The organism is Candidatus Hydrogenedentota bacterium (assembly GCA_016791475.1).
GTDB lineage: Bacteria > Hydrogenedentota > Hydrogenedentia > Hydrogenedentales > JAEUWI01 > JAEUWI01.
The window spans coordinates 1-19,022 of record JAEUWI010000018.1 but is presented as its reverse complement, the minus strand read 5'-3'; the positions used below and the strand labels follow the sequence as shown (position 1 = coordinate 19,022).

The following is a 19,022-nucleotide window of genomic DNA, read 5'->3' as shown; positions in this document are numbered from 1 at the left end:
TCGGTATGTCTAATCCAGATTCTGCCGGTGTTTGGCTACAAACGCTGCTATCTCGTCGCTAACCTTTGAACGCCGCTCCGTCAATTCGGCGTCGGGTTGAATACCCTCTAACTTTTGGACGATTTCCTTGAGATCGTCGCGCACGCGGTTGTCCAGGTCTCTACGTTCAAGCTCCTTCAAGAGGAATGGTCGAACTGGCTGCCCGAAGCTCACCAGGATGTGGTAGTACGCTGAACTACTAATGGGCGTCCCGTCGCTCATCGCATCGAGCACGCGCGAACCGCTTTCGCTGAAGTCATAGTCAAACGCAGCGAGCTTTTGAGCAGCGAAATAATAGGGGGCGGTTTCCAAGTTCCTGTAGCAGCGTTCTCGGACTTCCTTCCGCTGCAGGACGGTCACGCCATCGGGAATGACGAGTTCATCCAGGTGAATCTGGCCAAAATTATCTTTCGGGTCCAGGAGCCCATCGCCGACTTCACGGAAAATGGAGATCTCCATGGGTTCGACGGGTTTGCCGTCGCCAATGTAAACCGTGAGGGTCGGATACACAGGCTTTACGCCGCGCGTGGCTTCGCTTTCAGTGGCGGAGGGGGGACCTTCGCGAAGGAGATCCAAGCGCCAGCCAAAGGAAAGTTCGTTGAAGCCGAAAGTTTTGGTCCTGGCCGGACCGGGAAGCAGGATGACGTCGTGAACGGGGATATCAACGGCGGCAAACTTCTGCAAGACTTCATTGAGCTGTGCCGTAGTGCCGCGATAAAAAAAGATCTCGTTGCCCGCGCCCGTATAAGAACGAAACTGTCCGGGGCCTCTAAGCACCTCCACCAGACGGGGCCACTCGACGTAGTTCTTGTCGCGAATTACGTCGTTGATGATTGACATGCCGAGGGTTGCCTGAGCGGGAATAAAGAGCAATGCCAGGAGAACAAGGCAGGTCTTCGTGCGCGCCATGGTGTTGGCTCCGGTTATTCGAGGGAGGCGTTGCAATCCGATTAACTCTAAATATACGAGCATAGGCCCTGGGACGTTGACGATGTCATCGCCGAGGGATGCCGTCGCGGGACGACGACTATTCCAATGGCTGGCGTCGCAGGTCAATTGAGCCGTGGGGAATGCGGGCCATTTGCGTCGTCGTGACTTTCAGGGACTACACATGCGCACTACCTGCCGTCCCAATTGTCCCTGCGACCAGGCACGGCCATCTTCCAATCTTAGAGAACCCCGGTCCCGCCAGTGTCCACCTCAACTTTCCCAATCGTCCAAGCGCAGTCCCGTAACCCGCGCAAACTCGCTCATGTTGTGCGTCACCAGCACCGCATCGTGCGCGCGGGCCATTGCGGCGATGAGGATATCGTGTGGCCCGATAGGCTTGCCCTGCGCCGCCAGGTCGGCGCGGATCTGGGCCGCTTCGTCCGCGCAGCGGTCGTCGAAGGAGAGGCTGGCGAGCGGTGCAAAGAAAACCCTCAACACGCGGAGATTTTCTTCAACTTTTCGGCTTCGCCTCGCTCCGTAGAGCAATTCTGCCTTGACGACGCTGCAAAGAGCGATCTCGTTTGGCGGGTAGCGGTGAAACCGCTCGGCAATTCCCTCATGGGTTTGATTCAAGAGTCGGATACACACATTTGAATCGAGGACAAACATCAATCGAAGGACTCGCGCTGCTCAAACTCGCCCTGCTCAGGCCGTACAAGTGGGTCCCCTTGCCATCCGCCGAAAACGGTTTCGAAATAGCCATCAGGCCACTGATTGCTGGCCTTCTCCCGATCAAGCTGTTCCGTACCCCGGCGCGAAACTTCGTCACCGAGTGCCGGGCTATCCTCCCGGCTTTCCAACTCAATATAGTCGCCCGCTTCAATGGCGTCGATCCCCTTCTGGACTTCCGCCCGCAGTTCTACGAGGTTTTCGCGGTATTCCTCCTCTTCGCGCTCCAGAAGATGCAACGCCGCCCGGACGACTTCGTTTTCGTCGGGGTAGCGGCCCGCCGCCACGCTATCGTGAATGAAGCGCGCCAACTCTTCGGGAATGTCTATGGTTCGCGTTGTCATGGGATATACTTCCGTGATGACTTGTCAGCAGGATTGCAGATCTTCGCTCCAAATGCAAGGGGGCGAAATGGGCGACTGACGCAACCGATACTCGCCAGCTAAACCTCCCAATCTTCCAGGCGCAGCCCCGTAACCCGCGCGAACTCGCCAAAGTTGTGCGTCACCAGCACCGCATCGTGCGCCCGGGCCGTGGCGGCGATGAGGATGTCGTGGGGCCCGATGGGCTTGCCTTGGACAGCCAGATCGGCGCGGATCTGGGCCGCTTCCTCCGCGCAACGATCATCGAAGGGAAGGCTTTGAAAGGGCTGAAAAAAGTCGCGCAATGTCGTTAGATTCCGCTGCACCATCCGGCTGTGGCGGGCACCATAGAGCAATTCCGACTTCACAACGCTACACAGGACGAGTTCACCGGGCTCGGCGTGCCGTATCCGCGACACGATGCCGGGATGGGCATTCTTGAGGTACTGAACACACACGTTTGAGTCGAGGAGATACATCAATCAAAGCTTTCTCGAACTTCAAACTCGCCCTGCGCGGGAAGCTCAAATTCACCTTCCCACGAGCCCGCGAGTTCGAAAAAGCCTTCCGGCCATTGGTTGCCGACATCCTTCTCGATCAGGCTCGCAATGTACTTCGAGACCGAAATATGTTGATGCTCCGCCTTTTCCTGAAGGCGTTTCGCCAGGGTTTCGTTCAGGTAGCAATGAACTTGCGGCATAGGTCAAATCTCCAAATATATTTGCTATATTTGGAATTGTATCACAATCTCGAGCGATATCAACGCGACCAAAAGAAATCGCACCCCGGACGGTGTTCCGGGGTGCGTGATTTCATAAAGAAACTCGCTAACGACTACCGAATCTCCAGCATTCGATCGATGGGCTTCCGGGCCGCTTCGATGATGGCGTCGTCGAGCTCCACCTTGTACTGGATCTTCTGGAGGGCTTCCAAGGTGTCTTCGAGGCTGATCTGGTTCATGTGCTTGCAGCGGAGGTTGCAACTCCGAATCATTTCGCGGTGGGGGAACTGGCCGGCCATGTTGTCGCCCATGCTGCACTCGGTGAGGAGGGCGTATTGGGGGGCGTCGACTTTCTCGACGTAGTCCACCATGACTTTGGTGCTGCCCGCAATATCCGCCTTGGCGATGACTTCGGGACTGCACTCGGGGTGGGCGAGGATGACCGCCTGGGGAAACTGGCGGCGGATGTTTTCCACATCCTGGATGGTGAAGAGCTCGTGGACTTCGCAGCGCACATCCCAACCGAGGACGGCGGGCGTATCGGCGTCGATCTGGGCGACCAATGCGTCGTTGAGCGCCGGGGCATAGGCCATGCCGACTTCGGCCGCCGAGTTGCGCGCGAGGTATTCGTCGGGCAGGAAGATGACGCGCTTGTGGCCCAGCGCCAGCAGGTGCTTGAGCACCTGGCCGGCGTTGCCGGAGGTGCAGCAATAGTCCGACTCGGCCTTCACGTCTGCGTAAGTATTGACATAGCTCACGACGGGCGCGCCGGGGTACTTAAGCTTGAGCGCGCGAACGTCGCTGGCTTTAATGCCGGAGGCCAGGGAGCAGCCGGCCTTGTTGGAGGGCACGAGCACGGTCTTGCCGGGGTTCAGCACTTTGGCGGTCTCACCCATGAACCAAACCCCGCAGAACATGATAATATCGGCATCGGTTTTCGCGGAGATGGCCGAAAGCTGGAGGGAATCGCCCACGAAATCCGGCACGGAGTGATAGAGGGCGGGCTCCATGTAATTGTGCCCGAGGATAACCGCGTTCATCTCTTTCTTGAGGAGATTGATCTGGTGGGCGATTTCGGCCTTGAGGTCGATCTCGAATTCGGGCATGACCATGTGCAGCTTTGCATGAAGCTGCTGGCGGAGCTCGTCGAGCGATGTGCTGTATTCAAGGGCGTTCGCGTTGGTCATGGTGGCGTAATTTCCTCGCCTCGGGCGTTCAACCAGATGGGCCCACTTTCGGGCCACGGCTCCGCTTCAATTGTGCCGCGCGGGCGGTTACACCTTCCCCCGCAAGGAGGTAGGGAACGGGCCTGGCGGCGTAAGGGTGATAATTTAACTGCGAATGGTATCACAGGGCCTGATTACACTACAAACAGGGCGCGCTTTTATTCCTCGCCGCCCCGTGCGCAAATGCGATTTTTCGGTGGTCACGGAGCAATTCCGGGGTGGTGCCGGCTCAGGTTTCCTCGGTGGTCACGGGGGCGGCATCGCCCTCGATCGCGGAGTGCACCGCGTGCCACGCCAGGGTGGCGCATTTGATGCGCACGGGAAACTCCCGCACGCCGGCGAATACCTGGAGCTTGCCCAGCGATGCTTCGTCCAGCGGGGCGTCGGGACGGCTCGTAATCATGGTGTGGAAGCGGTGGAAAAGCTCTTCCGCCTCGGCCCGGGTCTTGCCCTTGAGCACGGTGGTCATGACGGAAGCGGAGGACTTGGAAATGGCGCAGCCGGAACCCTCGAAGGAAATCTCCTGAATAACCTCGCCATCGAGTTTGATATGCACCGTGAAGTGATCACCGCACAGGGGGTTGAAGCCCTCGACACTCTTGTCGGCGTCGGGCAGCTTCTTGAAGTTTCTCGGGTTCCTGTTGTGATCCAGGATCACCTGCTCATACAGGGCGCGGGACTCGGACATCAGCCAAATACTTTCTTCACTTCGTTGAGGGCATTCACGAGGGCGTCGATTTCTTCGCGCGTATTGTACACGGCAAAAGACGCGCGCGCCGTGGCGGCCACGCCATAGCGCTGCATCACGGGTTGCGCGCAATGGTGCCCGGCGCGGATGGCGACCGCGTTGTCGTCCAGTATCTGTCCGATATCGTGGGGGTGGGCGCAGTCCATGGTGAAGGAGAGCACGCCCGCCTTCCGGGCCGCCGTCCCGATGATATGGACCCCATCCACCTGCGCCAGAGCCTGGGTGCCGTAGTCGAGCAGCGCGGCCTCATACTCGGCAATCTTGTCGATCCCGATGCCGTTGATATAGTCCACCGCCGCACCCATGGCGATCACGCCTTCGATGTGGGGTGTCCCCGCTTCGAACTTGTAGGGCAGGTGGTTGTAGGTCGTTTTCTCGAAGGTGACCGACAGGATCATGTCGCCGCCACCCTGCCAGGGGGGCATGGACTCCAGATGCTTCGCCTTGGCGTAAAGAACGCCCATGCCCGTGGGGCCATACATCTTGTGGGCGGAGCAGGCGAAGAAGTCCACGTCCAGTTTCGAAACGTCGATGGCCATATGGGGAGTGCTCTGGGCGCCGTCGAGGAGCACCGGGACGCCAATCGCGTGGGCTTTCGCGATGATTTCCTCGATGGGATTGATGGTGCCGAGCGCGTTGGAAACGTGCACCACGGAAACGAGCTTCGTGCGCTCATTCAACAGCGCGTCGAACTCTTCCATGATCAGCTCGCCCGCATCGTTTATCGGAACGACTTTGAGCACCGCGCCCGTCTCCTGGCAGAGCATCTGCCACGGCACGATGTTGGAGTGGTGCTCCATATGGGTGATGAGGATCTCATCGCCCTGGCCGATGTGCTTTCGGCCATAGGTCTGGGCCACGATGTTGATGGCTTCCGTCGTGCCGCGGGTAAACACAATCTCGCAGGAAACATGGCTGCCGATGAACTTCGCGATTTTCTTGCGCGCCTGCTCGTAGGCGTCCGTGGCCACCTGACTCAGGTGGTGTACGCCCCGATGCACATTGGCGTTCTTCGTGTAGTAGTAGTCCGAAATCGACTCCACCACCGAACGCGGCGTCTGCGAGGTTGCCGCGTTGTCCAGATACACGAGGGGCCTGCCCCGCTGCACGAGCCCGAGAATCGGGAAGTCGGCGCGGATCCGCTCGATATCTATGGCGCGGGCCAGTTCGTCGAGGCGGTCGGTGGTGATGCTAGCTGCGGGGGAGGTCATGGTACTACCTACTGTTGGGGGCTGTACTTCTTGAAGATGTAGTGCTGCAGGCGATCACGGAACGCCTCGGGGCCAATCTCGGCCACGATCTCGTCGGCGAAACCGTAGGTCAACATGCCCCGCGCCGTGGCTTCGTCGATGCCGCGGCTGCGGAAGTAGAATATGATCGGGTCCGGGTGGGCGCCCACGGTCGCACCATGAGTACACTTCACGTCATCGGCGTAAATTTCGAGCTGGGGCTTCGTGTCGATGGTGGCGCTGTCCGAAAGAAGCAGGTTGTTGCTCAACTGGTCGGAGTCCGTCTTTTGCGCGACCTGATCCACATTCACTTTGCCGGTGAAGACCGACTTGCTGTTGCCGTCCAGAATGCCCTTATAGGCAATGCGGCTGTTGCAGTTCGGCACCGCGTGGTGGATGTGGAGCGCGTTGTCGATGAGGCGCTCGCCGTCGTTCATATACAAGCCGTGCAATGCGCATTCCGCGCCGGGACCCGCGAGGCGAATACACTGCTGGTTCCGGGTGATCTTGCCCTCCTGGCTCACCACGAGGGAGAAGAGGCGGCTGTCGCGGTCCTGGTGGAATTCGGTGGTGGACAGATGATTGCCCGCCGCGCCTTCCTGGACGGCCTTGTAGTACTTCAATCCCGAATTCGGACCGAGAGCGATTTCCTCAACGATGTTGTTGAGGTAGCTCGCCGAGCCGACGCTCGCATAGGTCGCGATGACGGTGGCTTCGCTGCTCTCGTCCAGCGCGATCACGTTGCGCAGATGCGCCGCCTGCTGTACCGACGCGGTGCTGATGAAGAGCAGGTGAACGGGTACGTCCAGCACGGTCTTGCGCGGCAGGTAGACCAGCGCGCCATCCTTCACGTTCGCCGTGTTGAGCGCGGTATAGGCGCTGCGATTCTGCGCGTGCTGGTTCAGGTGCGCGCGGGCCACGTCCGAACCCAGGTTCGCATAGAGGCTGCCGAGCAGCACGCCGTCGGGCAATGTCCCGAGGGTCGAAAGCGCCTCGGAATAGTAGCCATCGACGAAGACCACTTCGTGATAGCCGTGCTGTGCCAGCGAAAGGCCTTCCAATTGCGCGGCGTCCACCGCGCCGGGTGTGGCGACGATGGGAAAGTGGTTGTTGGAAATCGCGGCGATATTCGTGTGCCGCCATTCCTCCAGCTTGACATGGGGGAAGGCGCTCGCTTCGAACGCGGCGCGGCCCGTCTCGCGGATAAGCCCGAACCAGTCGGGCTGTCCATTGACCGGCTCGCGGGTCAGATCGGCGAGGTACTGATCGTGTGGGGTGAGGGTGGCTTCAGACATCGTGTGCTCCGTGGGGCCCGCTTAGACCGCGGCCTCTTCTTCTTCGCGAAGCCAGTCGTAGCCCTTTTCTTCCAGATCCAGCGCGAGCTCCTTGCCGCCGGATTTCACAATGCGGCCCTTATAGAGCACGTGCACGAAGTCGGGAACGATATGATCGAGCAGGCGCTGGTAGTGGGTGACCACGATGAAGGAGCGCGTGGGCGTGCGCAGCTTGTTCACGCCCTCGGAAACGATTCGAAGCGCGTCGATGTCCAGGCCGGAGTCCGTTTCGTCCAGAATCGCCAGGCGCGGCTCCATGATGGCGAGCTGGAGAATCTCGTTGCGCTTCTTTTCGCCGCCGGAGAAGCCGAAGTTCACAAAGCGTTCCGCGAAGCTGGGGTCGACGTTGATCAACTCCATCTTTTCCTTGAGCAGGGCCGCGAAATCCATCGCGTCAAGCTCTTCGAGGCCGCGGCTGACGCGGATTTCGTTCACGGCCGCGCGCAGGAAATAGCTGTTCGTGATGCCGGGGATTTCCACGGGATACTGAAAGGCGAGGAACATGCCCAGGCGCGCGCGCTCTTCGGCCGGCATCTCCAGCAGGTCCTGGCCCAGGAAGTTCACGCTGCTTTCTTCATCCACTTCATAGGCTTCATGGCCCGCGAGAATCTGGGCAAAGGTGCTCTTGCCCGAGCCGTTGGGTCCCATGATGGCGTGCACTTCACCGGGATTAACGGTGATGTCGATGCCCTTGAGGATTTCTTTTCCGTCAACAGACGCTTTCAGATTCTTTACTTCAAGCATGTTATCCAACACTCCCTTCGAGGCTCAGGCTCAGCAGGTTCGACGCTTCCACGGCAAATTCCATCGGCAGGTGGTCGAAGACCTCCTTGCAGAATCCATTGACCACCATGGAGATGGCGTCTTCCGGGCCGATACCCCGGGATTGACAATAAAACAATTGGTCTTCACTGATCTTGGATGTGGAAGCTTCGTGCTCCACGGAGGCGGACTTGTTCCGCACGCTGATGTAAGGGAAGGTGTGGGCGCCGCACTCATTACCGATCAGCAGCGAGTCGCACTGGGTATAACTGCGGCTGTTGACCGCCTTCGGCATCACCTGCACCAGCCCGCGATAGCTGTTGTCGCTCTTGCCCGCGGAAATGGTTTTGGAGATGATGGTGCTCTTCGTGTTCTTGCCGAGGTGAATCATCTTCGTGCCCGTGTCGGCCTGCTGAAAGTTGTTGGTCAGCGCCACGGAGTAGAATTCGCCGACGGAGTTGTCGCCCTTCAGGATGCAGCTCGGGTATTTCCAGGTGATGGCGGAGCCCGTCTCCACCTGGGTCCAGGAAATGCGCGCGTTGTCTTCGCAACGGCCGCGCTTGGTCACAAAGTTGTAGATGCCGCCTTTGCCCTCGGCGTCGCCGGCGAACCAGTTCTGCACCGTAGAATAACGGACGGTCGCGCCGGGCAGCGCCACGATCTCCACCACGGCGGCGTGAAGCTGATTCTCGTCGCGCTGGGGCGCCGTGCAGCCTTCGAGGTAGTTCACCGTGCTGCCTTCGTCCGCAATGATGAGCGTGCGCTCGAACTGGCCCGTGTTTTCCTGGTTGATCCGGAAATAAGTGGACAAGTCCATCGGGCACTTGGTGTTCTTCGGGATATAGACGAAAGATCCATCGCTGAAGACAGCGGAGTTCAGCGCCGCGTAGAAATTGTCGCTCTGGGGCACCACGGAGCCAATGTATTTCTTCACCAGTTCGGGGTGATCACGCAGGGCTTCGGAAATGCTGCAAAAGATGATGCCGCGCTTCGCCAGGATGTCTTTATGGGTCGTTACGACGGACACACTGTCGAAAACCGCGTCCACGGCCACGCCGCTCAGGCGCTTCTGTTCCTGCAGGGGGATCCCCAGCTTGTCGAAGGTCGCCAGAATCTCGGGGTCAACCTCGTCAAGGCTGTTGAGTTTCTTCTTCTCCTTCGGCGCCGAATAGTAGCTGATGGCCTGGAAATCGGGCTTGGCGTACTTCACCTTGGCCCAGGAGGGCTCTTCATCAAAGCGCAGCCACGCCTGGTAGGACTTCAAGCGCCATTCCAGCATCCAGTCGGGCTCATTTTTCTTCGCCGATATAAGACGGATTACGTCCTCGTTCAAGCCGACGGGGATCGTCTCGGATTCAATGTCGGAGGTCCAGCCGTACTTATACTCGCGCTGGGCGGCCTCTGCCGCGCGTTTGTTGCTCTGCTCCACGCGCGTGCCGGTGTATTCGGCGGTTTCAAGCTTTCCGGTAGGGGAAGCCATATGAAAAATCTCCTGTTGTGCAGTCGAAGGGCACCAGGGCCTCGTTTTGGTGCGGTGCGCAGGGCACTCCGCTCCCCCGTCAAAGTCATGAACGAAAGAAGCGCGATCACACGTGTGGTAATGGGTACGGTGATAAGGGCGGGCTTCGTGCCGGTCACGGGCGCCGACCTGTTGCTCCGCAGGCTCACAACGCTAGAAACAGCACGGACTTACGTTTTATTCCCACCAGGACTTGAGCCCCCAGACATCCCCGCGCGCCAGCAGGGATCTGTTTGGGCGCTTTCATCATTTTAACACAGCCCGGCAGTCGAAGGGAAAGATCGGGCGCCTGATATGAGCGTTGGCTTTACGTGAACGGGCCACTCCTGGAAATCAAGCGCGCCACTCGCCGGATGAGCAGCCCATCCATCCCGTCCCCAACCCTATATCATTGCAACCTTTACGGATGCGCGGGTATTATACCCCCATGGCCCGAGTCCAGCGGCGGTGCCTCCCTCTTGCTGCCGTGTTGGCCATTTTTCCCGAATTTCATGGAGTTTTTCGATGCGAATCGCCTCAGCTTGGTTCCTGATCGCGCTGGCCCTGTGGGTTTCGGGCGCGGTGGCCCAGGAAAACGCCACACCTGAAAACGTCCCCACGGCGCCCGCACCGGTGGAGGCCGCACCTCTGGAGCCCGTCTCCATGGACAACGCCGCCGTCACCGTGGTGGATACCGCCACCCCGGAGGCCGCGGGCCAGCTCACCCTCATGATGATGATCGAGCAGGGGGGCTTCATTCTGTGGGTGATCATGGGCCTCGGCTTCATAGCCTTCGTGCTGTCGGTGTACTACCTCCTCACCTTGACGCCCGGACGCGAGGCCCCCAGGACCCTGGTGAAGCGCGCCCACGGCATGCTCCATGCCGGCGATCTACGGGGGGCCTACCAGATGAGCCAGGAGCGGGATGAATACCTCGCCGTCGTGCTGCGCGCCGGCCTGAAGATGTCCGGCCATGAGCGCTTCGTCATCCAGGAGGCCATGGAGAGCGAGGGCGAACGCGGGGCCACCGCCCTCTGGCAGAAAATCTCCTATCTCAACAACATCGCTTCCCTCACGCCCCTGCTGGGACTGCTCGGCACGGTCTGGGGCATGATGCAGGCCTTCGGCGCCATCGCCCTCCAGGACGCCCAGGTGAAGTCCCTCACCTTGGCGTATAGCGTGTCTCTCGCCATGATCACCACCGCCGGCGGACTCCTCGTGGCGATCCCGTCCCTGGCCGTGTACTTTGTTCTACGGGGCCGCGTGCTGAAAATCATCTCCGCCGTCGAGGCCCACGCCAGCGAGTTCGTGGAGCTCATCGTAAAGGAGAACGAGTCATGAGATTCGGCCAGAACGTCCCCGAACAGCCCGACGCCATTCAGCTCGCGCCCCTGATCGATATCGTATTCCTCATTCTGATCTTCTTCATGGTCACTTCGGTCTACGGCGCCCTGGAGAGCGAAGTCGACATCACCCTGCCCACCGCCGACTCGGCCGTGCAATCGGAACGCAATCGCGGGGAAATCTTCATCAATCTCCGTGCGGATGGCGCGATCGTCGTCAACAACCAGGAGCAGACCATCCCGGAACTTCAGGAGTTGCTCCACCAGGTGGCCGAACTCTTTCCCGGTGGCGCCGTGATCATCCGGGGCGACCAGTCCGCCGTACTCGGCCGCGCCATCGAAGTGCTCGATTGCTGCCGCAAAGCGGACATACAGAACGTGTCCTTCGCGGCGATCGAAACGCCGGGTCCTCCCTCGTCCGCGGGTGCGCCGGACGGAGCGGGCTGAGATGGGCCGCCGGATTGTATCCGCCCTGGTGTTCTGCGGGCTGATGGTGTGCAGCGCGCCGCGCTACGCTCAGGAAGCGAACGATCCCCTCCAGTCGAAGCTCGATTTTGCCAATGGACTTTTCGTCCGCGGCTTCTTCAGCGAGGCCGCCGAGGAGTACGAGGCTTACCTCAAAGCGCTTGACGGGAAAGCCGCGCCCCCGGAAGTCTGGTATCGCCTCGGCGAATCGGCCTACGCCGCCGGCGACCATGCTCGGGCCTTGGAGGCCTTCGACGCCCTGCAGGCCCTGCCCGGCGATTCCCCATTCAAGGAACGGGCCCGCCTCAGTCGGGGTGAGGTCTACTATTTCATGAAGGACTACACCCGCGCCATTGAGGCCCTCGGACCCCTCGCCATGGACGGCCAGGACGAGCCCCGCGGCCGCGCCCAGTATTTTCTAGGCAAAGCGTTTTTTGACGGCGGCAAAGTCGCGGAAGCCATCGCCCAGTTCAACCAGTTGATCGAGGACCTTCCCGGGCATGTCATGGCGCCCTACGCCGAGTTTCAATTGGCCTATGCCTACACGGCCCAGAAGGACTTCGAGAACGCCGCCATCCACTACTCCGCCGTCGCGGGCTCGAAGGCCGATGAAACCCTGCGCATGGAAAGCCGCTATCGCGCCGCCCAGACCTACGATCAAATCGGGTGGTACAGCGCCGCCCTCGGGGCCTATGAGCAACTTCAGAAAGACTTCCCCGATTCGCCCTTCAGGGAGCGGGCGGAGGTGGGCCACATCTGGGCACTCTACCACGAGGGCAAATGTCCCGATGCCCTGACCCTGATCAAGCAGCACCTGGAGCGCTTTCCCGAGTCGAAGCACAGGGTGGAACTGGATTACGTGCGCGCCAACTGCCTCCAGCGCGAGGGCGAGAACGACCGCGCCATGGAAGCCTTCACGAAAATACGGGAGGAATTCCCCGACACCGACTTCGCGGGCCGCGCCCTCTACAAGATGGCCTGGATCCAGTTTCAGAAGGGGGACACCGCCCGCGCCCAGACGCTGGTCACGCAGTTTCTCCAGGACTACAAGAATTCCGACCTCAGCGGCGAGGGCGCCTTTCTGCTGGGCACCATTCTGGTGGTCCAGGGCAATCTTGAGGCGGCCCACCAGGAGTTTCGCCTCGTGGCCGAGCAATATCCCCAGAGCGAGTTTGGCGCCGAAGCCCTCTTCAAGTCGGCCGAGTGCCTGGAGCAGCTTGCCATGTCCGGCGAAGCGGCCCAGACCTACGAACAGTTCGCCGCCCAGTTTCCTGAGCACCCGCTGCTGGGCCAGGCCCTGCTTCGCGCGGGCGACGCCCGCTTCGCATCGGGCGCTTTCGATGTGGCCGCCGGCCACTATGCCCGTATCCTCGAAGGTACGCCCCAGCCCCTGGTCGAAGAACAGGCCCTTTATCGCCTCGCGCTTACCAAAAACAATCTGAAAGACTTCGACGGCGGTATCGCCACCTTCGCCACCCTCCTCGAGAAGTATCCCCAGACCGCGCACCGTGAAGAGGCCCTTTTTCGCGTGGCGGAGCATACCCTGAAAGTGGCGAAAGAAGCCGTGAAGGCCGTGGAACTCTACCAGGCCCTTATCGACGCCGCACCCGAAGGACCCTACGCGGGCAAGGCCCTCCTCGGCATGGCCCTGGCCCGCTACGAGCACAAGGACTACGACGAGGCCGCCGATCTCTTCCTGAAAATCATGGAGGAGCGTGAAGGCGCGGGCCTCAATGAAGAGACCTACAACTGGACCGGCCAGTGGTTCTTCGACAACAAGAAATGGAAAGAGGCCGCCCGGGCCTTCGAAGCGCTGTTGAAAGCGGTGCCCGCCTATCCCTATGCCGATCAGGTGCGGCTGAAGATCGCCGAGTGCAGCGAACAGGCTGGCGATCAGGAGAAGGCGCTGGAACAATACCAGGCCGTCGCGGAAGGCTCCACCACCACCGCGATCTCCACCGAGGCGCGCTGGCACATGGCCAAGATCTACGAGGCGAAAGGCGAGCTGGAAAAAGCCTTTGAATGGTACGAGGCCGCCGCCAACTCCAACAGCGGCGATATCGCGGCGCGCGCACGATTCCAACTCGGCGCGCTCCACGAGAAGCAGGAAGACTGGGAGAAGGCCGCCCGCAGTTTCATGGGCGTCGCCATCCTGTTTCTGCACGAGGAGATGTCGCCCGAGGCGCTGTGGCGCGCGGGCCAGTGCTATGAGAAGGCGGGCCAGGCGGAGAAAGCGCGCAAGGCCTATGCGGAACTCGTGGAGGACTTTCCCGAGAGCGCCTTTACGCAGAAAGCCGGGGAGGCCCTCAAGGCCCTCGGGAGCGCGTGATGCTGAGCCGGCGTGTGCTTTTCGGCCTCAGCGTGGCGATGGCCGCGGCGTTCTACGCCGCCCTTCTCTTCGCGGCGCCGAGTATCCGCATGCTCCAGGCCGGCGCCCGTCCCGAAAAAATGCTCGCCCGGCTCAACGTCTATCTGCGCGATCCGGCCACCCTGTTCCAGCCCGATACCCAGGCCGATCGCCAGGCCTTCAGTGCCCGCCCCGGTTCGGTGCGCGATCTGCTCAAAATGGACGAAATCCCCGCGGACAACACCGCCTTTGACAAGCCCGAGGTGGAGATTCCGGATTTTGCCCGGCGCGTCGCCAGCGACGCCCTCCCGCCCGCGCCCGCGCCCATGGACGACTCCCTCCACCGTCTGGAGGCCAAGGTCCTCGAAATTACCCGCGAGGCCGCACGGCGCGATCTCGAAGTGCCCCGCCGCCTCGTGCGACCCGGCACGACGGCGCTTCCCGGCGTTGAGGCCTTTCCCGACTTGAAGCCTGCCGAAGATGCGGGGGAGGGGCCCGCATTGACCCTCCCGCCCTCGGGGCTGCCCAGCCTATTGGCCCAGGGGCCCGCCGCGTTGTCGGGCGCGGGGAGTTCCGGTGGCGGACCCGATCTGAGTCAGCCCCCGGTGCAGCTCGAACTGCCCACCACCATGCCCACCCTGGAGCCCGAGGCGGAGCCTCTGCGGGAACCCGTGCGCCAGGCCATGGCTTCGGCCAAAGAGGAACGGAACTACGACTTCCTCGATGGACTCCTCGATATGAAATTGCGCACCTGGCGCAATCCCGGCGATCCGGAAGGCTATTTCGAGCTTCGGATCACACCCAGGAAAGGCGAGTCGATCCCCGTGCTGCCCAAGGATGTGTCCTTTGTGGTGGATGCCTCCAGCAGCATTCCCCAGCACAAACTCAATATTACCGTGAAGGGGCTCCGCACCGCACTCAAGCAACTCAAACCCGAGGACCGCTTTAATCTCGTGGTGTTTCGCGACGCGCCCCAGTACTTCCAGCCCGCCGCCGTGCCCGCCACCAGGGAGAATCTTCAGGCCGCGGGCAAGTTTATCGACAATCTCGCGTCGTCCGGACAGACCGACGTCTTCAAGGCCCTCCAGCCCATGGTCCAGCAGCCGCGGCGCGAAGGCAACCCCGGCGTCGTGGTCGTCGTGAGCGACGGACGCCCCACCGCCGGCCTTCAGGACAGCCGCGCCATCATCAATAGTCTGACCTCGGACAACAGCCAGGGTAACGGCGTCTACGCCTTCGGCGGCGGCAAGACCGTCAACCGCTATCTGCTGGATTTGCTTGCCTACCGCAACAAGGGCGCGGCTCAGGTCACATCGGACATTGAAGACATCGAGAAAGGACTGCCCCAGTTCTTTCTCACATTGCGCGACCCCATCCTGGTCGATTTGAGCGCGGATTTTGGGCGCATCGACACCGGAAAGGTGTATCCACAGTCCATGCCCGATTTCTTCCAGGGCCAGGCGGTGGCGCTCTACGGGCGATTCAATCCCGAATCCAGCCGGACATTCGCCCTGCGACTCGCGGGCAAGGCGGGCTCGGAGAAGAAAGAGATTATCTTTCGCACCAATTTCGACGAGGCCGAAGAGGGAACACGGGATATCGCCCGGAACTGGGCCTTCCAGAAGGCCTACCACATCATCGGGCGGATTTCGCGCGAAGGGGAAAGCCCCGCGCTCCTCGGTGAACTGAAGCAACTGCGCACCGATTACGGGGTTCGCACCAGCTATGACGACTGACGCGCCCCGCGCCTCCGCCTGGCTCGCCGCCCTCGGCGCAACCGATGGGATCGACCGGCCCCGACTCACCGAAATCTACAGAGACCCGGCGCTCATCGAAGAGCGACGTCAACGCCTGTGTGCGGTCCTGAACCGCTATCTGGAGACTTTTGGCGATGAACCCGTCCGCATTTTTCGCGCGCCGGGTCGCATCAACCTGCGGGGCATGCACGTGGACACCCACGGCGGCTGGCTCAACCTCATGACTCACCAGCGCGAGGTGATTGTCGTAGCCGCGCCCTCGCCCGAGGGCTTCACCCACGTGGTGAATACCAGCGAAACCTTCACGCCCCTCCATATCGGCCTTGATGCGCTACCCGGACCCGAAGGTCGCGATTGGCCCGAATTCATCGCATCGGCCGATGTGGCCGCGCGGATCGCCGCCGTCCCCGGTCACTGGCGCAACTACGTGGAAGGCGCCTGGCTCCGCGCGCGCCATGCTGCGCCCGAAAGCGATATCGGCGGACTGCGGATGGTCGTGGACAGCAATCTGCCCCAGGGCGCGGCCCTCAGTTCCTCCGCCGCCTTGTGCATCGCCCTGCTCCACGCCTGGTTCGGATGGAATGAAATCCAACTCGACGACGACGCCCTCATCCTCGCCGCGCAGGACGCGGAGTGGTACACCGGGTCCCGATGCGGCACCTGCGATCAGGCCGCCATCATTCTGGGTAGGCCCGGCGTCATCGTCCACGCCTCCCTTTACCCGAAGGACTTCGGAACCGCCGGCGCCCGTACCATTGCCCTGCCGGAGACCCTGCGCGTTCTCGTGATCAACAGTTTTACAAAGCGCAGCATCAGCGGCGCGGAAAAGGTCGCCTACACCCTCAATCGCTTCGCCTACTCCATGGCCATGGAAATCTTCCAGCAGGCCCTGCGCGAAGCCGGATACCCGGACGAAACCGTCGCCGCCTGCGGACGCCTCTCCAACATCACCCCCGAGGCCCTCGGCGGCCACCCCGCGCTCTACGCCGTGCTGCGCAAGATACCGGAGTACATCTCTCTCGCCGATCTTCGTGACCGCTATGTGCTGCCCGAACTCGACCGTGAATACCAGCGCTACTTCGGCGATGTGCCCTCCAATATGCAGCCCCGGGAGATCGGTCTGCGCGGCCCGCTGCTCTTTGGCATTGCCGAGAGCGAACGCGCCCGGCATTTTGCCGCCGCCCTGGAGTCGGGCGACTACGGGCGCGCCGGTCGCCTCATGACCATCGGCCACGAAGGTGATCGCCGCATCGACCGCGCTGGCAACGCCATACAGCAGCGCTCCGACGACGCCTGGCTACTGGAATGTGCCGAACGCGTCCTGCCTGTCGAGGAGTGTCCCGGCGTCTATGGCGCGAGCAGCGCCGCCCTCGACACGCTCGTGGACGCAGCCCTGAGGCATGGCGCACTTGGCGCATCCCTCACGGGAGCCGGTATCGCCGGCACCGTCCTCGCCCTCTGCCGCGCGGAGGATGCGCGGGACGTCGCCGCCGCCGTAGGGGCCGAGATGGCGGGCGAGAACTACGCCCATTTGGCCGCAATGACCGTGTCGCGCGTTAACGTTCAGCGCGATGGGGCGGTCGTGGAGAACCGCGCCTGCGCTGGCGCGGGAGAAATCATGCCCCTTTGAGCAGGTAATTCCGATTCGCCTCCGGGCAGACCGACAAGTACTTTCGGGTTCGCATGCGAACTGCTATACTTCTTCGAAGCGGCACGGGCCCTGATCCGGGGACTCGACTTTCGCGCGCAGTGGATCGATTGGGAAATGGCCGGCAAACCCCGGTCCGAAATCTGTCAGGACACAACCGGGCATGAGGGGATACGAAATGCTGAAACGGAGTGCGAGAATTGTGTTGTCGGGGGCCCTGCTCCTCCCGCTCTTGCTTTGGGCGGGCGTCGCGCGGGGCGCGGAGAGCGACCCATACTGGCAGATTACCCTTTCCTATGATGAAGCCGGCTGGCGCGTTGTCAAGGCCGCTGAGATTCCCGAAATGGCCAAGGAAGTGCGCACCCCCGGCCTCGCGGGCGCGCCCGGGACCATCGACTGCGACCTCGAATGGCTCGACGCCGATCGGAAAGTGCTCCACACCGCTCCGGTGGAGATTCCCCTCGGGCAGCGCGTCGTTCCCCAGGATGCCGAGCCCTGCATCCCCATGATCCCCGAAACGGGCGTCGCGGTCATCCGCGTCCCAGGGCCCGCCTTTAAGACCTTGCCGGCGGCCCTGCGCATGCGCCAAGCCGCGCCGGCCCGCGGGAAAAGCGTGCCGGCAGCTATCAAACTCGCAGCCAGCGTCGGTGTCGACAGCATGCCCATCGAGGAGCTGGTTCCCGCGACAACCAAGACCGCCGGGCCGCAAAGCGCCACCAAGGTGCGCGACACCGGCGACGACGCCAATCGATTTGTCATGGTCGTGCTCGGCGACGGCTATACCGCTCAGAACCTGAGCGATGGCGACTTTGCGGTCCATACCAGCAACCTCCTGGATGCATTCGCCGCCGCATCTCCCTGGGATGTCTACTTCAACGTTACCAACGTCTATCGCGTCGACGTGGAGAGCAATGACCAGGGCGCGGACAACGAGGACGGTGAGAACGGAACCCAGCGGGATACCTACTTCAATACCGCCTTCTGGACAAGCAGTATCGAGCGCCTGCTTTATGCGGATGGCACCGGGCAGATGCGCGCCTTCGACGCCGCCGACGATCTTGTAGGGCCCGGCGTGTGGGATTATGTCTTCCTCATTGTCAATTCCACCAAGTATGGCGGCGGCGGAGGTTCCATCCCCGTGGCGTCCGTGAACGAGTTCGCAAGCGAGGTCAGCATCCACGAATTCGGCCACACCTTTCCGGGACTCGCCGACGAGTATGACTCACCGTACCCCGGTTATCCGGCGGGCGACTCCGAGCGAAATGTGGATTTTGATTCCGATTTCGATAACATCAAGTGGAACAAGTGGATAGACGAAAGCACGCCCCTGCCGACACCGGATACCTTTACCTACGAGGGTGTTGTAGGCGCCTTCGAAGGAGCCCGCTACCTCACAAGCGGGATTTTCAGGCCGGAGCGCAACTGTGCCATGCGCAGCCTGGGCCAGCAGTTCTGCCGCATATGCAAAGAAGCGCATATTGACGACATCATGAGTCTCGTAAATCTCGTGGATACGGCAAGCCCGACACCCGGCACCGTGACTGTAACCGAGGAGGGACTCGAACTGCGCGTGAGCGCGCTGAATCTGCCCAATATACGCTTTGAGTGGTTCATCGACAACGTCGGCGTTCCCGATCAGACTGCCGATACCCTCCGAGTCTATCCCGCGAGCACCAAAGAAAGCGGAGAGAAAGCGGTCCATTCCATCAGGGTGTTCGTTACCCATGGTTCGGATGATGTACGGGATGTGATCTTTTTCAGAGAGCGCGTGTGGCAGACCGATGTGCCCGTCTTCGTCGTTGCAGGCGGTGAAGGCGAAGGCGAAGGCGAAGGCGAAGGCGAGGGCGAAGGCGAAGGCGAAGGCGAAGGCGAAGGCGAAGGCGA

17 protein-coding genes are annotated in these 19,022 nt (G+C 61.4%); 6 read left to right on the top strand and 11 right to left on the bottom strand.

Going from position 1 to position 19,022, the window contains the following annotated elements; all coding sequences use genetic code 11:
• Nucleotides 1–9: 9 nt before the first annotated feature.
• The 11 genes from JNK74_11495 to sufB all read right to left on the bottom strand — a co-directional run bounded on the left by JNK74_11495 (nt 10) and on the right by sufB (nt 9,560).
• Entirely contained in the window at nt 10–948 is a 939-nt protein-coding gene (locus JNK74_11495) for a hypothetical protein (GenBank protein MBL7646803.1), read from the bottom strand.
• A gap of 291 nt (nt 949–1,239) precedes the next feature.
• Entirely contained in the window at nt 1,240–1,638 is a 399-nt protein-coding gene (locus tag JNK74_11490; GenBank protein MBL7646802.1) for a type II toxin-antitoxin system VapC family toxin, read from the bottom strand.
• Nucleotides 1,638–2,042, bottom strand: a complete 405-nt coding sequence (locus tag JNK74_11485) for a type II toxin-antitoxin system ParD family antitoxin (protein ID MBL7646801.1) — start codon at nt 2,040–2,042, stop codon at nt 1,638–1,640. Before JNK74_11485 ends, JNK74_11490 begins: the two co-directional genes overlap by 1 nt.
• A gap of 98 nt (nt 2,043–2,140) precedes the next feature.
• Nucleotides 2,141–2,539 (bottom strand): type II toxin-antitoxin system VapC family toxin, encoded by a 399-nt coding sequence (locus JNK74_11480; GenBank protein MBL7646800.1) that lies wholly within the window; start codon nt 2,537–2,539, stop codon nt 2,141–2,143.
• A complete protein-coding gene (locus JNK74_11475; GenBank protein ID MBL7646799.1) occupies nt 2,539–2,760 on the bottom strand; it encodes a hypothetical protein in 222 nt (73 codons plus the stop codon). Before JNK74_11475 ends, JNK74_11480 begins: the two co-directional genes overlap by 1 nt.
• Nucleotides 2,761–2,894: 134 nt before the next feature.
• Nucleotides 2,895–3,968 carry a quinolinate synthase NadA gene (gene nadA / locus JNK74_11470; GenBank protein ID MBL7646798.1) on the bottom strand — a complete coding sequence of 358 codons (1,074 nt, stop codon included), beginning with the start codon at nt 3,966–3,968 and terminating at the stop codon, nt 2,895–2,897.
• A 268-nt stretch (nt 3,969–4,236) separates the two neighbouring features.
• Nucleotides 4,237–4,695, bottom strand: coding sequence for an SUF system NifU family Fe-S cluster assembly protein (locus tag JNK74_11465; protein ID MBL7646797.1), 459 nt, complete (start codon nt 4,693–4,695; stop codon nt 4,237–4,239).
• Nucleotides 4,695–5,909, bottom strand: coding sequence for a cysteine desulfurase (locus tag JNK74_11460; protein MBL7646796.1), 1,215 nt, complete (start codon nt 5,907–5,909; stop codon nt 4,695–4,697). The genes JNK74_11465 and JNK74_11460 overlap by 1 nt, the downstream gene beginning before the upstream one ends.
• Before the next feature lie 65 nt (nt 5,910–5,974).
• Nucleotides 5,975–7,279 (bottom strand): Fe-S cluster assembly protein SufD, encoded by a 1,305-nt coding sequence (gene sufD / locus JNK74_11455; protein ID MBL7646795.1) that lies wholly within the window; start codon nt 7,277–7,279, stop codon nt 5,975–5,977.
• 21 nt (nt 7,280–7,300) lie between these two features.
• On the bottom strand, nt 7,301–8,062 hold the full coding sequence (gene sufC / locus JNK74_11450; protein ID MBL7646794.1) for a Fe-S cluster assembly ATPase SufC: 762 nt from the start codon (nt 8,060–8,062) through the stop codon (nt 7,301–7,303).
• 1 nt (nt 8,063) lies between these two features.
• Entirely contained in the window at nt 8,064–9,560 is a 1,497-nt protein-coding gene (gene sufB, locus JNK74_11445) for a Fe-S cluster assembly protein SufB (GenBank protein MBL7646793.1), read from the bottom strand.
• Nucleotides 9,561–10,103: 543 nt separating this feature from the next.
• Between sufB and JNK74_11440 the strand changes: the two genes are divergently transcribed.
• The 6 genes from JNK74_11440 to JNK74_11415 form a co-directional block, all read left to right on the top strand.
• Nucleotides 10,104–10,919 carry a MotA/TolQ/ExbB proton channel family protein gene (locus tag JNK74_11440; GenBank protein ID MBL7646792.1) on the top strand — a complete coding sequence of 272 codons (816 nt, stop codon included), beginning with the start codon at nt 10,104–10,106 and terminating at the stop codon, nt 10,917–10,919.
• Nucleotides 10,916–11,368, top strand: coding sequence for a biopolymer transporter ExbD (locus JNK74_11435; GenBank protein ID MBL7646791.1), 453 nt, complete (start codon nt 10,916–10,918; stop codon nt 11,366–11,368). The genes JNK74_11440 and JNK74_11435 overlap by 4 nt, the downstream gene beginning before the upstream one ends.
• Nucleotide 11,369: 1 nt before the next feature.
• Complete coding sequence (locus JNK74_11430) at nt 11,370–13,715, top strand: tetratricopeptide repeat protein (protein ID MBL7646790.1); 2,346 nt, start codon at nt 11,370–11,372, stop codon at nt 13,713–13,715.
• Complete coding sequence (locus tag JNK74_11425; GenBank protein ID MBL7646789.1) at nt 13,715–15,469, top strand: VWA domain-containing protein; 1,755 nt, start codon at nt 13,715–13,717, stop codon at nt 15,467–15,469. Before JNK74_11430 ends, JNK74_11425 begins: the two co-directional genes overlap by 1 nt.
• Nucleotides 15,459–17,120, top strand: a complete 1,662-nt coding sequence (locus tag JNK74_11420) for a hypothetical protein (protein MBL7646788.1) — start codon at nt 15,459–15,461, stop codon at nt 17,118–17,120. Before JNK74_11425 ends, JNK74_11420 begins: the two co-directional genes overlap by 11 nt.
• A 196-nt stretch (nt 17,121–17,316) precedes the next feature.
• Nucleotides 17,317–19,022, top strand: a 1,706-nt coding sequence (locus tag JNK74_11415) for a hypothetical protein (protein ID MBL7646787.1), incomplete at its 3' end; no start/stop codon positions are given.